Origin of the sequence: Mucilaginibacter paludis DSM 18603, from assembly GCF_000166195.2 — a bacterium.
GTDB lineage: Bacteria > Bacteroidota > Bacteroidia > Sphingobacteriales > Sphingobacteriaceae > Mucilaginibacter > Mucilaginibacter paludis.
The window spans coordinates 3,178,942-3,194,114 of the sequence record NZ_CM001403.1 but is presented as its reverse complement, the minus strand read 5'-3'; the positions used below and the strand labels follow the sequence as shown (position 1 = coordinate 3,194,114).

Below are 15,173 nucleotides of genomic sequence, written 5' to 3'. Positions count from 1 at the left end.
GAAATTAATTTTTGGTACAGAGTTTGTATTACATATGTCGAACCGGTAAAATTATCGGTTTAATTGTGATAAGGTTTAGGTTGAAAGTCTCCCGACGCAAGGTTGGGAGGCTTTTTATTTTTTATGGATGTTGGTAGAATTCTCCAGAAACGCCGCAGTCCGCTTATCCTGGATATTTAACAGGCGGGGCACTTTTCGGGGCATGATGTATAAAATAGCGTAAGTTTAATCCGCAAGCGTAATTTGTATCAATTCGGTATTGTTATAATATATTTTTATTACGCCATACTTTTCTATATTTATCCAAACTTTATCATCAAATGAAAAAAATTCTATCTACATTAATTATTGCTGTAACGTTCTGTACAACAGCATTTTCACAAACACAAAGCAAAGGCATTGAAGCCGGCATAAACATTGGCTACAGTTCGAGTACCGCAATAAGCAACAATGCAACCAATAGCACTTACAAAACCGGCTTTAATGCAGGGCTATCGGCAGAAAACTATTTTTCGGACCGCTGGGGACTTAAGGTTAAAGTAATATACGACCAAAAAGGTTGGAAAGAAGGTTATATAACCGATTATAACGGGCATTTGGTTTTTACCGATTATAATCTTGATTATGTTACTGTACCGGTAATGGCCAACTGGCATTTTGGCCGCACCCGCAACTGGTATCTTAACTTTGGCCCTTACATTGGCTTTTTGGTTAACGCTAAAGCACCAGGGGCAAATCTCGATTTAAAGGATTATATAAATAGTACAGATGCGGGCCTGGCGCTTGGTATAGGAATTAAATTTAAAATTGCCGAAAAAACTAAGCTATTTATTGATTATGATGCACAAGCCGGTGCTACCGATATTATCAAAAACAACACTGGTTCGTCAATTAGCCTCAGCCGGGCAAGCTTTAATGTTGGCTTAAACTTTTGACAGAGTTAAGCTAATTAACAACTTTAGCAGTTAGGCGCAGGCAGGCATTGCTTTTGGGTAGTGGCTCGACCGCGCCTAACTTATTTTATTGGCGTATGATAAGTAATCGAGTGGTTAGTGGTGTTTTAGTTTGGTATATCAAATCATAAATTAATTTCGTAGTGTTTGCCTCAATCAACTCCCTGATTGAGTGTGGATATTCCTTGGCGTCATCAGGATTAAAATAAGTTCGGTGATATTTGTCGCTGTCGAGAGCTTGATCCTTGTCAGGGTAAGGTCAATTAGATGCCAACCTCTTAAGCTACAGGTATTATACCCACAGACCGGCCATGATATCAATAGGTAATAAATCCGCCACGGCCTATATCTTTTCAATTTGCTCACTGCGCTGCCGTTCTAAATCGCCCGGATGGTTCATCGCTCTGTATTATGGTAGATACAGTAAAGAAAGTAGCCCATCATGACAAAATGAGGATCACAGCGGCTATACTATATTTCATTGTGTAGTGGTTGGCACTTGCTCCCTTGATTATCAATTGGCCCAATACTTAAGAACTGGTTGATGAATCAAACTGAACTAAAAAAACATTTTTAATAAATTTAATTTAAATTGTAAACTTTTTAAAAAAAATTAATAAGTTTGGTTTATATCATTAATCGTATGACAAAAAAGAGAATCGTCTTACTATCCGCAGTACTATTAAGCGGTATTAACCTAAAAGCTCAAACCTATAAACCGGAGTTCGATAAATTGCTGGTTAACGCTAAGCAAGGTACAATAGTAGAACTCCCTGGGTTTTTATCAGAAAAATTGCCCGAAATACCCTATGATAAAATGATTTTACCCGGGCCGCAGTTTATCATCTCGGACGATCCTGAATATATACGTGTACCCGAGGGGATCTCGCTTCGCGAAAAGGTGCAGCCTGGCGCGGTAAGGTTGTATATGTACAATGTTAATGGGGTTAAGGAGCCTCAAAAGATGGATAGGAAAATTACCGCCCTTATCCGTAATACCGGTAAATCTGTTTTGCATATACGGATGCTTAAATACTCTTCTCAAAAGCCCAGTGGCAACTACTTTCAGATCGGGAAACAGGGGTTGGCAGATTATTTTGCCTCGAAAGGCGATGAGAAGATCCGGGAGATTAAGCCAGGGCAGGCCTTGCCCATAGATGAAAAACTGGAAAAGAACATTGTTAAATACGATGAGCTGGCCCATGGTTTTTACGAGTTTACTGTGGACCAGCCTGCCGAGATAACTATTTTACAAACCGACCCGGCCACACCGGGGGTAAAAGCTTTAGAGCGCGTTACCAACATATTGCCACCTAAGGGCGAGAGTGGCGCCGGAAGGGGTATTTATGGCGTAAGTAACTATTTATTACGTAATAAAGGCGTTTTTGATACACAAAATGGTCCCTCGGCAATTACAGTGGCCGAAGGCGTGAAGGATAACTGGGTGCTTGGCTGGGAAAGCAGCCGGAACCAGCAAGCCAAACTGGTTGGCAATTACGGGGTAATGTATAACATGGAAATTAAATGGAAAAGCACCAACGGAAAGGGTTTGGCGCTGGTGACCTGGAACGGCCGGTCGGCAGACAGTAAATGGTGCAATGGGATGGCTGCCACCATGGTGGTGAGCAAGGGGCTTTTTAAAGAAGGCATTATCCAGCTTCCGTCCGATAGGTTAATTACCCGGAGCGCGCCAGAATCTATTCTGATACAGGTGTTTCCGCCTGCGGCAAACGGCGAAGAGCAAACTATTAAATTAACGTATTCGCCACCCGGGGCTTCGTGCTTGCCAACACCGCTTATTTTGATTCCGGTTGATATGAAATAAAATAGCTACATTGAATATTTACTAACCTGCTGTATGAGATACTTATTTACCCTGCTGTTGTTGTTAACCTGTAAGCAAATGTTTGCTCAGGAAACGATGGTTATCCATTCGCCTAATTTAAGGGCAAACGATACGGTATGGGTTTATAAACCTGCTGATTATAAACCCAATGAAGCCTGTCCGGTAGTTTATTTATTGCACGGGCATTCGGGCAATTATAAGTCGTGGAGCGGGTTGGTTAACTTGCAGGCCCTGGCCAATCTGTATCACTTTTTAATTGTTTGCCCCGACGGGTTGAAGAAAAGCTGGTATATTAATTCTCCAAACAAGGATAGTACGCAATACGAAGATTTTTTTATCAGGGAACTGATGCCTGCCGTTGCCAAAAAATTTGCCGTGCAGCCGCAAAATATTTTTATTACCGGGAACAGTATGGGCGGTTACGGTGCCATGTATTTGTTTCTGCGCCATCCGGATCTGTTTAAAAGCGCAGGTAGTACGTCTGGAGTACTTAATTTGCGTTACTCGGCCTTCCATAAAACTACAATTGCGTATTTGCTGGGTGCTTACAGCGAAAGTAACTCGTTGTTTGACAGCTATTCGCCGGTTAACCTGTTGCAGAATATTGCCGGGAAAAACAAAACCTTCATTTTTGATACCGGTACCGAAGATTACCTGTACATCACCAGCAAAAAGTTTCGCGAAAAGTGCGATGAGTTAAAACTCAAAGCCACCTACATAGCCCAGCCGGGTGCCCATACCGGCAGTTACTGGACAAAAAGCATCCCGCAGCATTTTAGCTTTTTTTCAAACCTCGTCAATGCAAAATAAAACAAATGCCCGCCGGTTAAGGCGGGCATTTATTTTTATTTATAAACTCATGGTATTGGTTAACAACCGGTTTCTTACCATCAGGCAGGCACCAATAATGCCGGCTTGCTCGCCAAGCTTTGATACTTTGAGCATGGTATCGTTATTAACCAAACTTAGCGAGTATTTATTGATAGCGCTTTTAATAGGCAGGCGAATGTATTCGCCGGTATCGGCTAAGCTGCCCCCTAAAATGACGAGCTCCGGATTAAAGATATTGATCAGCAGGGCAATTCCGCGTCCGAGTTTCTCGCCTATTTCGGCAATTAGTTCAATGGCCAGCACATCATCTTTCCCGGCGGCTTCAATAATATCGCTCAGCTGAATTTCGTTCAGGGGACGGTTTGATAAAATTGACGATGAGCCCTCGGTAAGTTTTTCTTTGAAAAGCCGGGTGAGCGCCCATCCCGATGCTTCGGTTTCAAGGCAGCCCTTTTTGCCGCAATGGCAAAGTATCTCGTTATTAAAAATCGGCATGTGCCCAAATTCGCCGGCGAAACCCGATTTGCCATAATAAAGCTGGCTGTTGATCATGATGCCCATCCCCAACCCATAATCCAGGTTAAGGAACAATACATTTTTTTCGTGATGTACAATGCCGGTAGTAAACTCGCCGTAAGCCATCGCGCGCGAATCGTTCTCCAAAAAAACTTTAATGCCGATATAATTTTCTACAACCTTGCTTAACGGTTCTTCATTGAAATGGAAAAAGCTATAGCTATAGCCTGTGGCATAGTTGATGCGCCCGGAGAGGTTAAGGCCGATTCCTAATATTTTATCTTTATTGATGGATGAGTTGCTGATAAAATCCTTAATCAGCTGGCAAAGTTCCTGTAACGATTCATGGCTGTTTTTTAACGAATAGGGTTGCCCTTCGGTAATTTTAACCATTTTTTTCTGCAGGTCCGTTAAACCGATGTTGATATGGTTTTGCTTGACATCCACCCCTAAAAAAAAGCCGGACTCGGGTATCAATCCGTAAATATTAGGTTTTCTCCCTCCTGTTGATTCCATTTTGCCGTAATCTTTAACAAGGCCGTCGGCAATCAAATCATTCAGTAAATTATTGACTTTGGGTGCGCTCAGGTTAAGTTCTTTACATAGGTCGGCAATGGTGCTGTTGCCTGTCATGGCAAAAAAAGCGATAACCGCCTTTTTCAGGGTGAGGTTTTTGTAAGCAACCCCCGATAAATTATCACTGTTAAACTCCTCGAAAAAGGTCATTAATAAATTTTATGTGTTACAGTTAGTTAAATATAAGCAAAAGTTAGCGGCGCTATAAAAAGCAACCGCTTATACTGCAAAAGTAGGCTTTAATAATAATATAATGAGCGTGTTGAGGCTCTGTTTGATTAAGTTAAAATTATTTTACATTTTTTTAATATTAGTTTTTAAATTTATTTAAAAAGTTTTATATTTACTTTATGTAAAATTAAGAAGTAAGGCATGGCGAAATATCTACAAAGTATACTTTATAGTTCAGCAATTGTTTGTTTGCTATTACTGTCATGTGCGAAAGATAATTCGCAGGTTAAGTTGTATCCCGATCCTGTAGTTATCGTTGTCGATACCACGCCGCTTGTAAAGCTGCCTGCCTATTGGGTTAAGGCCACAGAGCTGATGGATGGTTTGCCTACCGGGGTACAGGTTTATAAAACAACGGCCCCTTTTCAAAACAGGCCCATCAACGCATATTGTATTGTGGCCGATCCGGCTAAAGTAGAATTTAAGCCTTTGTACTCCGCTGCAAATAAAACGGTCAGTAATTTTTTTAAGGATGAGCCCGGCAGTAAATATGCCTGTATTAACGGGGGCTTTTTTGGCACCGGTGTTTCTTACAGCCTGTGCATGTATAACGGTGCCGTAGCCTCTCAAAATATTAAATCATTAAACCGGAGTTACCAGGGCAACCAGGTACCTTATTATCCCACGAGGGGCGCTTTCGGCTTATCAGCCGATCATGTAGCGGGCGTTGGTTGGGTATACGCCGTTGGGATAAATAATATTTTATATAGCTATCCATCGCCAAGCCCTAACTCGCAGGATATATCCCCGCAGCCTGTTCCTACGGCCACATTCCCGGCCAATGGTTGGGTATGGAATGCCGTGAGCGCCATTGGCGGTTCGCCGGTATTAATTAAGGATAACACGATTAGAATTACCGACACCGAAGAACTGATTGTGATTGATAATAATTCGCCCAGGGCGCGGTCGGCCATAGGTTTTACTTCCGGTAATAAAATTATTGTGCTGGCTGTTGAGGGTGGCGATACCGGCGGAATTGTTGGGCTTACCTTACCGGAGCTTGCCGCCTTAATGAAAGAGATGGGCTGTATAGGGGCGCTCAATTTAGATGGTGGCGGCTCTACATCATTGGTTGTTAATGGCAAGGCCACTGTAAAGCCATCTGATGGTGCCGAGCGCGGTGTAATGACGGCTGTAATGATTAAAAGTAAATAGCACAACAGGTTGATATGATAACAAATCCTAAAATATTTCTGTTTTTACTTGCGTTTTTTTGCTTCACCCAGGCGGCGGCGCAATCTAAAACGATACAAACAGACGTGCTGATCATCGGTGGAGGAGCAAGCGGCACTACCGCGGCTATTCAAGCATCGCGAATGGGGGTTAAAACCTTGCTGGTAGAAGAAACCGAATGGCTGGGTGGCATGCTCACATCGGCGGGTGTAAGTGCTATTGATGGCGACAATAATCTTCCATCGGGTTTGTGGGCGGAGTTTCGCCAAAAACTACGCGATTATTACGGCGGGGCCGCAGCCGTGGAAACCGGCTGGGTGAGTAATACTTTGTTTGAGCCGTCGGTAGGTAATAAAATATTAAAGCAGCTCGCGGTAAATAACAATCTTACCATTTGGTATAAAACGGTATGGCAATCAGTAAAAAAAATTGATGGAGGCTGGCAGGTGGCCGTGAAGAAAGCCGGTAAAACCAGTCTGATAAACGCCAGGCTGCTGATAGACGCCACCGAGCTTGGCGATGTGATGGCCGCTGCCGGAGTAAAATATGATGTGGGGATGGATAGCCGCTATACTACTGGCGAAGCGATGGCCCCGGAAAAAGCGAATGATATTGTCCAGGACATGACCTTTGTGATCACCCTGAAAGATTACGGCAAGGGCGCGGATAAAACGATAAAAAAACCAGCCAATTATAACCCCGATGAATTTAAATGCAGCTGCGATGTATCCGATCCCTCGGTAACCGCGCCTGCGGATAACAATTGCTACCAGATGCTGCAATATGGCCGCTTGCCCAATAACAAATACATGATCAATTGGCCCAAATGCGGCAACGATATTTATCTGAACCTAATAGAGAAAACACCTGAGGAGCGGGAGGTTTTACTGAAGGAGGCTAAATTACATGCGCTGAAATTTATTTACTATATCCAAACGGCGCTGGGTTATAAAAACCTGGGCATAGCCGATGATGAATATCCCACTGCCGACCACCTGCCGATGTTGCCCTATCACCGTGAAGCACGAAGGATGAACGGTTTGGTAAAGCTTACCTTAAATGATATTGCTAAACCCTACGATCAAAAAACGGCACTTTACCGTACTGGTATAGCCGTGGGCGATTACCCGGTAGACCACCATCACTTAAAAAATCCATCGGCTCCGGCCATTGATTTTGTACGCATTAAGGTACCCGCATACAACATACCCTTAGGCGCGTTAATTCCGCAGCAGGTGGATGGGCTTATCGTTGCCGAAAAAAGCATCAGCGTAACCAATATTGTAAATGGCACCAGCCGGTTGCAGCCGGTAGTGCTTACCATAGGGCAGGCCGCCGGTGCGTTGGCCGCTGTATGCATTAAAAACAACATTCAACCCGCGCAGGCTAATATCCGCGATGTACAGCAGGCACTACTTGATTCCAAGGCTTATTTGATGCCCTTTATTGATGTAAAGCCCGAGGACCCAAACTTTGAGGCCTTGCAGCGCATAGGTGCCACCGGCATCCTCAAAGGCACCGGCCTGCCTTATAAATGGGCCAACCAAACCTGGTTTTACCCGGAACTAAACATCAACGAATATGACCTGGTTACCGGGCTGAAGATGTATTATACCAATCTGGACGACTTGTTCCCTTCCGGCAATTTGGTAACCGGGGCTTTTATGGTGAAATTATTCGCTAAGCTGAAACCCGGCACTACGCTTTTGCAAATGAACCGCATTTTGGCCGGCGCCGCCATTAACCAGGAATTAACCGGCCAAACTGTACTGAGCCGACGAATGGTTGCCGTATTGATTGATACTTTACTGAAGCCCTTTGATATCCCCATCGGCTTTGATGGGATTGTAAAAACCACACACTAATAATTAACAGAAATTTTAACCCCTAATGGTATGCTATGCAAAAATTAATTACTAAAAATCGAAAAAGGGCAAGTTTATTGTTTGCCATGCTTTTAACATTGTGTTGTTGGAGCGCCGTGGCCCAGAACACCATTTTTAGAGGAACCGTTACTGACGGTAACGGTGAGCCCTTAGCCGGTGTAACCGTAAAATTTAAAATAGGTAACGCCAATGCCACCAATACCGATGCCGACGGACGCTTTAACATAGCCGCGGCTACCGGCAAGCCAGCGGTATTGGTTTTTAGTATTGTAGGCTTTACCACGAAGGAGGTTAGCGTTAGCGGCAGCACCCCCATCAAAGTAGTGATGCAACAATCGTCGACCCAGATGAACGAGGTGGTGGTTATTGGCTACGGTTCGGTGCAGCGTAAAGACCTTACCGGCTCGGTAAGCAGCGTAAGCATAAACGATTTACAAAAGGCTCCGGTAAAATCGTTTGATGAGGCATTGGCCGGGCGGGTAGCCGGCGTGCAGGTAAACTCATTTGAAGGGCAACCCGGATCGGCAGTGAATATCGTGATCCGTGGTTATAACTCCATTACCCAGAATAATTATCCCTTGTTTGTGATCGATGGCTTTCCGTTTGAGAATCCTACCAACAGCGCCGTCAATCCTTTGAATACCCTCGACCCTAACGATATCGAATCTATCGATGTTTTAAAGGATGCTTCTTCAACTGCCATTTATGGCGCCAGGGGGGCCAACGGCGTTATCATTGTTACAACCAAGCGCGGCAAGCTGGGTGCCCCTGTTATTGCCTATAACGGTTATTATGGCTGGCAGGAAAATAAAAAGCGCCAGCAATTATTAAGCCCTTATGAATTTGTAAAGCTGCAGTACGAAATTGATCCCATTACCACCAATTCTTTATTCCTGCAAAATGGCGCCCGTACACTGGATAGCTACAAGGATGTAGCCGGAATTAACTGGGAAGACCAGGTAACAAGAGTAGCTCCGATGCAAAACCACAATTTATCACTCAGCGGCGGCAACGATAAAACCCGGTACAGCATTTCGCTATCAACGGTCGATCAGCAGGGCATCATCATCAATAGTGCGTTTAAACGCAACCAGGGCCGCTTTACCATAGATCAGGAGGAGTCGGATAAATTGAAGGTTGGCCTTAATGCCACTTACGCTTACGTAGATAATTATGGAACGCCAACATCGGCATCATCAAGCACTAACACCCTTACCTTATTATATAATGTTTGGGCCTATCGCCCGGTAGCGCTAAGCGGTTCAGACGATCTGCTGAATTTGCCCCGCGACCCCACCGTTGACCCAACTACCGATTTCAGGTTCAACCCGGTACTCTCGGCACAAAACGAGCTGCGCAGAAATACCGGCACCAATCTGATTGCTAACGGCTATGCGGAATATGCCTTTACAAAAGAGCTTAAGCTGAAGTTAACCGGAGGTATCAGCAACGGTAGCCGCGAAGACGATGTTTTTAACGGGGCCTTGTCCAGGGTAGGATCGAGCGGAAACTACAAAGTTAGCGGCGGCGAAACCTATACCAATTCCAGCGTGTGGCAAACGGCCAATACTTTAACTTATATCAAGCGTTTTACTAAAGATCATTTAATTAACGCCGTAGCCGGCTTTACAGCCGAGAGTGGAAAAACCAATATATTCGGCGGCTACGCCGTATTGTTACCCAACGAAAGTTTGGGACTGAGCGGCCTCGACGAAGGTACGCCCAACTCCATTACTTCCATTACCTCAAACTATACCCAAACCTCATTTTTTGGCAGGTTAAACTATAATTATAAAGGCAGGTATCTGTTTACCGCTACCGGCCGAGAGGAGGGCTCATCGCGGTTTTTAAATAGTCATCGCTGGGGCTTTTTCCCTTCGGGCGCTTTTGCCTGGAAATTTGATGAAGAAAAATTTGCCAGGAGCATGAGTTTCCTCTCAACCGGTAAATTAAGAACTTCGTACGGGGTAACAGGTAATAACCAGATCGGTAATTTTGCACCCTATGCCAGCTTAAACCTGAGCTCAACCTCGGGCTACTCGTTTGGCAATGCTACTGTTCCGGGTGTATATGCGAGCAGTTTAGGTAACAGCGATTTGAAATGGGAAACCACGGCACAAACCGACATCGGCCTCGACCTGGGCTTTTTTAAGGACCGCCTGCTATTTACATTTGATGCCTATCGCAAAATAACCGACAATTTATTGCTGAACCGCGACCTGGCGCCAAGCACCGGTTATAGCAGCGCTTACCAAAATATAGGTAAAGTGCAAAACCAGGGCTTGGAGTTTACCCTTTCGGGGACTCCGGTTAAAACGAAAAATTTTTCATGGGATGCCAGTTTTAATATCTCGTTTAACAGGAATAAAGTACTGGCCCTGGCAGATAATCAAAACTACATGACATCATCCCAATATTGGGGCGATGATTGGGTAAACATCCCCGGTTATGTGGCCAAGGTGGGGCAGCCCATTGCGCAGTTTTATGGGTTAATTTATGATGGCACCTATAAGTATGATGATTTTATTAAAACCGGTAACACCTATACCTTAAAATCAAATATTACGGCCAACGGCGAGATCAGGGCCAATGTACAACCGGGCGATGCCAAGTATCGTGATTTAAACGGCGACCTGGTGATTGACGAAAAAGATAAGGTGGCCATCGGCCACCCCTACCCTGTGCACGTGGGGGGCTTCTCTAATAACTTCACTTATCGAAGTTTCGACTTAGGCGTTTTCATGCAATGGTCGTACGGTAATGATATCATTAACGCCAACAGGCTGGCTATGGAAAGTGGCTCGATATACAATACCAACCAGTTCGCGTCGTATGCTAACCGCTGGACGCCGAACAACCCTACATCGGATATTCCGGCGGTTAAAGGGCAGGTGTTGAAAGCTTATTCAACCCGTATTATAGAGGATGGCTCTTTTTTAAGATTAAAAACTGTGTCGCTGGGCTATACCCTGCCTGGCAAATTTGCCGGCAAGTTAAAATTGAAATCGTTCAGGGCATACATCACCGCTCAAAATCTGTACACCTGGACTAAATATAGCGGGTATGACCCGGAGGTATCGGTACGTAATTCGGCCTTAACGCCCGGGTTCGATTATTCCGCCTATCCGCGGGCGCGCACCATTGTATTAGGTATAAACACCACCTTTTAACCTTTAAAAATAACACAATGAGAAAAACATTGATCACCATATTAACTTGCGCTGGTTTACTGCTCAATACCTCGTGTAAAAAATTTTTGAATACCACCCCAACCGATTTTCTATCGCCGGTGAACTATTACCAAACCGACGACCAGATCAACACCGCGCTTACCGGTATTTATGATATATTGGGTAAAACAGGTACTTATGGCAGGTATTTATTTTTTGAGATGGATGTTGCCGATGATGCCTTTGTGGCGCTACCATCGTGGACGCAGGATGTTGGTTTATACAACTACGATCCATCGGATACCAAAATTAATACCTGTTGGGCATTGTTGTACCAGGGCATAAATTTATCCAACCTGGTATTGGAAAACATTGATAAATCGGCCCTTACCCAGGCTAATAAAAACGTAGCCAAGGGGCAAGCGCTTTTTCTGCGGGCTTATTTTTATTTCATTTTAACCAGCAACTGGGGCGATGTGCCTTTAAGGCTGGCATCTACAAAGTCGGTTAACGAAAACAATGTTCCGCGGACGCCTTACAAAGTCGTTTACCAACAAATTGTAGCCGATATGGAGCAAGCCGCCGACCTGGTGAACCCGATAACTGCTTACACCTATAACAGCCGGATCACCAAATCGGTAGTATGGGGGATCCTGGCCCGGGTTAACCTGAAAATGGCGGGTGCGCCATTGCGAGATGCATCGCGCTTTGCCGAAGCAAAAAAATGGGCAGGCAAAGTAATGACAGATGCGCCCCATGCCTTAAATCCTGATTATAAGCAGGTGTTTAAAAACATGTGCCAGCACATTTACGATACCAAAGAAAGCATCTGGGAGGTAGAGTTCAGCATCAAGAATGGTACGCAGGACGAAGGCGGCAGTGTCGGCGTAATTAACGGCATAGGCACCAGCAACGCAACTGTGGGTTATAGTTATGGCGCCAAGCATGCCACACAGCGCTATTACAACCTGTTTGGCACAAACGATCTGCGTCGCGATTGGTCCATCGGCCCGTATACCTATACCTCGTCTACCTCATCTGTATTGATTTACTACACCGCTGCGCAAATTTATAACCGCTGCGATGCCAAATGGAGGCGCGAGTTTGAGTCGTCTACGGTGAAATTTACCAATACATCAGCCATTAATTTTCCTTTATTGCGCTACGCGGATGTGCTGCTGATGTATGCCGAAGCCGAAAACGAAGTGAACGGTGCAACCAGCCTGGCCTATAACGCCATTAACCTGGTACGCGAACGGGCTTATGGCGTTGGCCTGGGCTTATCCACAGCTACCGCCGCCGACCTAACTGCGGGCATGGATAAAGATACCTTCAGGGAAGCCGTACGCAAAGAACGCGCGCTGGAATTGGGTTATGAGGGCTTGCGCCGTTTTGACCTGATCCGCTGGGGGATATTTGTATCTACCATGAAGAGCATCGGGAACGAGATCACTACTACCGCTCCGTCTGGCTATACGTATGGAGGTGTATCGGGCAACAATGTATCTAATCGTGATACTTTGTTCGCCATCCCGTCGAAGGAAACATCGCTCAATAGCAGTATCGTACAAAATAAAGGCTGGTAAATTATAGATCAATTAAAAAATATCGAGATGTATAAAGTAAAATATATCATAGGCTTAATGCTGCTCCCGCTGATCTTTTCGTGCAAAAAATCAGCGATCCAACTATCTGCATTTGATGTTCAAACGGCTAAAACGGAATATAAAGCAGGCGACACAGTCACTTTTAAATTTTCGGGCGATCCGGATATCATCAGTTTTTACTCCGGTGAAAAAGGTAAGGAATACAAGTTTAAAGATCGTACTACCGTTGCCGGGGTACTGGGCCTTGAAATCAAAACACAGGTTTTGTACGGCACGCAGGCCAACAACCTGAGTTTGCTGTATTCAACTGATTTTAACGGCCTGTATGATACCACCAGCGTGAGGAAGGCTACCTGGACAGACATCACCAGCCGCTTTACCTTATCAACAGCGGCCGGTGGGGCCGTGGGCACGCAAACAAGCTCGGGGGTGGTTAACATATCAGATCTGGCCGCCAGCGGCAAGCCTATTTATTTTGCGTTTAAGTACTGGGGGGATAAAGCACCCGGAACCACCAGCACGCAACGGACATGGCGCGTGTATAATTTTAACCTGACCAATACCCTGCCCGATGGAAGTGTGCTGAATGTATCTACCATCGGCACGGCATCATGGCTGGCGCTTGATTTTGCTAACCCGGCAAATAAATGGGCTATCCAAACATCAGATCCTGTTTTAGCGTTTGCGCCGGCCAGTAGTTTAATCGTGTCGGAAGATTGGGCGCTATCCAAACCCATGTTTGCTACCAATGTAAGCCCGGATGTGCCAACCGTCATTAAAACCTATTTAAACCAGCTAAGCAGCTATAAGTATGTGTTTACAACTGCCGGTACCTACACCGTAACTTTTGTAGCTACCAATGGCGGCAACGATGGTTCGGGCAGTGTGGTTAAGCAGCTAACAATCACGGTTAAGTAGTTTGAGTACTCACATGATCAATACAACTATCCAAACGCCACCCCAAAGAGCTAACAGCCTTGATGCTTTGCGCGGTACTGCCATCTTACTGATGGTGTTATCGGGCAGCATCGCTTTCGGCGGTATTTTGCCCGGCTGGATGTACCACGCACAGGTGCCGCCGCCTGCACACCAGTTTAAGCCCGACTTGCCGGGCATTACCTGGGTCGACCTGGTTTTTCCCTTTTTTCTGTTTGCCATGGGTGCTGCAATTCCGCTGGCTTTAGTCAAAAAATCGGCGGTTCAGCCGCTTTGGAAAACGTTGTTACAGATAGCACAGCGTTACGTGTTGCTGGCATTTTTTTCCGTATTCACCATGCATGCCCGGTCGTGGGTAATGAGCGCGGCACCTGGCCTTGCAGATCAGCTGCTCTCTATAGGCTGCTTTGTGCTGTTATTTTTAATGTATTCCTATAAGCAGGAGTGGCAGGGCAAGGCGGCGTTAATGGTTAAAGTTTCGGGTTTTATATTAGCCCTGGCTTTTTTGGCACTCTATCCGTTTAAAAACGGCTTCTCTTTTAATCAGAACGATATTATCATTATGGTTTTGGCTAATATGGCGCTGTTTGCTTCGTTAATATGGCTGTCTACACAAAATAAACCCTGGCTGCGCATTGGCTTGCTGCCTTTTGTAATGGCGGTTTTTTTAAGCGGTAAGGATACCACAACCTGGAACAGCGTGTTGTATAACTGGTCGCCAGCGCTGTGGGCCTATAAATTTTACTACCTCAAATATTTGTTTATTGTACTCCCCGGCACATTAGCCGGCGAATGGTTGTTAAGCTTTGTACATGAAGCTAAAACGGGCAACTCAACACCGGCTAAAGTAAAAAACCTTTGGCTGCTCTGCTTATTTTGCTGGTTATTATTGATTGGCAATTTGGTTGGCTTGTACACCCGCCTGTTAGTGCCCAACCTGTTTTTTACAGCTGCAGTATCGGCGTTGCTGGTATATGGGGTTAAGCTACAGCCGGATGGGCCTCAAAAAAATCTTTTGGAGCGATTTATCCACGCCGGTATTTACCTGCTTTTGCTCGGCCTTTTTTTTGAAGCTTACGAAGGCGGTATTAAAAAGGATTTTTCAACCTACAGCTATTATTTTGTAACCACCGGTTTGGCATTTACAACGCTGGCATCTTTTACGTTGATGGAGCAAACACCATTTTTTAAACCCTTCATCCAGTTTTTGGCTGATAACGGCAAAAACCCCATGATAGCTTATACGGCGGGAAATTTACTGCTCATCCCGGTTTTAAAAATAACAGGCGGCCAAAAGCTTTTGGATCTGATGGATCATCAGGTGGTGGGAGCGTTTTTAAGGGGCGTGATATTTACCGGCATCGTATCCCTCATTACGGTTTACTGCACCCGGAAAAAACTATACTGGAAAACCTGATTCACTGAAAAATTAAATCTGATCATAACCT

The 15,173-nt window shown here is 45.0% G+C and carries 10 protein-coding genes; 9 read left to right on the top strand and 1 reads right to left on the bottom strand.

Translation table 11 applies throughout. The annotated features are described in order from the left end of the window. The first annotated feature begins 320 nt into the window (after window positions 1-320). From MUCPA_RS13430 to MUCPA_RS13420, 3 genes are all read left to right on the top strand, one after another. The gene (locus tag MUCPA_RS13430; RefSeq protein ID WP_008507038.1) at window positions 321-935 is read left to right on the top strand and encodes a porin family protein; all 615 of its coding nucleotides are present in this window, start codon (window positions 321-323) and stop codon (window positions 933-935) included. Between the two features lie 661 nt (window positions 936-1,596). Then, on the top strand, window positions 1,597-2,778 hold the full coding sequence (locus tag MUCPA_RS13425; RefSeq protein ID WP_157543894.1) for a copper amine oxidase: 1,182 nt from the start codon (window positions 1,597-1,599) through the stop codon (window positions 2,776-2,778). A 33-nt stretch (window positions 2,779-2,811) separates the two neighbouring features. Continuing rightward, window positions 2,812-3,609 carry an alpha/beta hydrolase gene (locus MUCPA_RS13420; protein WP_008507035.1) on the top strand — a complete coding sequence of 266 codons (798 nt, stop codon included), beginning with the start codon at window positions 2,812-2,814 and terminating at the stop codon, window positions 3,607-3,609. Between the two features lie 39 nt (window positions 3,610-3,648). Here the strand turns inward: MUCPA_RS13420 and MUCPA_RS13415 are convergent, their stop codons facing one another. Beyond that, complete coding sequence (locus MUCPA_RS13415; RefSeq protein WP_008507034.1) at window positions 3,649-4,872, bottom strand: ROK family transcriptional regulator; 1,224 nt, start codon at window positions 4,870-4,872, stop codon at window positions 3,649-3,651. A 222-nt stretch (window positions 4,873-5,094) separates the two neighbouring features. On the opposite strand from MUCPA_RS13415, the gene MUCPA_RS13410 reads away from it, so the two are divergent. Genes MUCPA_RS13410 through MUCPA_RS13385 form a run of 6 tightly spaced genes read left to right on the top strand, consistent with a single transcriptional unit; the run spans window position 5,095 to window position 15,142 of the window. Next, entirely contained in the window at window positions 5,095-6,108 is a 1,014-nt protein-coding gene (locus MUCPA_RS13410; protein WP_008507031.1) for a phosphodiester glycosidase family protein, read from the top strand. Window positions 6,109-6,122: 14 nt separating this feature from the next. Next, the gene (locus MUCPA_RS13405) at window positions 6,123-7,991 is read left to right on the top strand and encodes an FAD-dependent oxidoreductase (RefSeq protein ID WP_008507030.1); all 1,869 of its coding nucleotides are present in this window, start codon (window positions 6,123-6,125) and stop codon (window positions 7,989-7,991) included. Window positions 7,992-8,026: 35 nt separating this feature from the next. Continuing rightward, entirely contained in the window at window positions 8,027-11,182 is a 3,156-nt protein-coding gene (locus MUCPA_RS13400) for a SusC/RagA family TonB-linked outer membrane protein (protein ID WP_008507029.1), read from the top strand. Between the two features lie 17 nt (window positions 11,183-11,199). Then, window positions 11,200-12,768, top strand: a complete 1,569-nt coding sequence (locus tag MUCPA_RS13395; RefSeq protein WP_008507028.1) for a RagB/SusD family nutrient uptake outer membrane protein — start codon at window positions 11,200-11,202, stop codon at window positions 12,766-12,768. Window positions 12,769-12,795: 27 nt separating this feature from the next. Next, window positions 12,796-13,707 (top strand): DUF5017 domain-containing protein, encoded by a 912-nt coding sequence (locus tag MUCPA_RS13390; RefSeq protein ID WP_008507026.1) that lies wholly within the window; start codon window positions 12,796-12,798, stop codon window positions 13,705-13,707. A 13-nt stretch (window positions 13,708-13,720) separates the two neighbouring features. Beyond that, window positions 13,721-15,142, top strand: coding sequence for a DUF5009 domain-containing protein (locus tag MUCPA_RS13385; RefSeq protein ID WP_008507024.1), 1,422 nt, complete (start codon window positions 13,721-13,723; stop codon window positions 15,140-15,142). Window positions 15,143-15,173 lie beyond the last annotated feature (31 nt).

Excerpts from the sequence above, each read along its gene's own strand:
- MUCPA_RS13400 (WP_008507029.1), top strand. The coding sequence starts at position 8,027 with ATGCAAAAATTAATTACTAAAAATCGAAAAAGGGCAAGTTTATTGTTT.
- MUCPA_RS13420 (WP_008507035.1), top strand. The coding sequence starts at position 2,812 with ATGAGATACTTATTTACCCTGCTGTTGTTGTTAACCTGTAAGCAAATG.
- MUCPA_RS13410 (WP_008507031.1), top strand. The coding sequence starts at position 5,095 with ATGGCGAAATATCTACAAAGTATACTTTATAGTTCAGCAATTGTTTGT.
- MUCPA_RS13405 (WP_008507030.1), top strand. The coding sequence starts at position 6,123 with ATGATAACAAATCCTAAAATATTTCTGTTTTTACTTGCGTTTTTTTGC.
- MUCPA_RS13385 (WP_008507024.1), top strand. The coding sequence starts at position 13,721 with ATGATCAATACAACTATCCAAACGCCACCCCAAAGAGCTAACAGCCTT.
- MUCPA_RS13395 (WP_008507028.1), top strand. The coding sequence starts at position 11,200 with ATGAGAAAAACATTGATCACCATATTAACTTGCGCTGGTTTACTGCTC.
- MUCPA_RS13430 (WP_008507038.1), top strand. The coding sequence starts at position 321 with ATGAAAAAAATTCTATCTACATTAATTATTGCTGTAACGTTCTGTACA.
- MUCPA_RS13415 (WP_008507034.1), bottom strand. The coding sequence starts at position 4,872 with ATGACCTTTTTCGAGGAGTTTAACAGTGATAATTTATCGGGGGTTGCT.
- MUCPA_RS13390 (WP_008507026.1), top strand. The coding sequence starts at position 12,796 with ATGTATAAAGTAAAATATATCATAGGCTTAATGCTGCTCCCGCTGATC.
- MUCPA_RS13425 (WP_157543894.1), top strand. The coding sequence starts at position 1,597 with ATGACAAAAAAGAGAATCGTCTTACTATCCGCAGTACTATTAAGCGGT.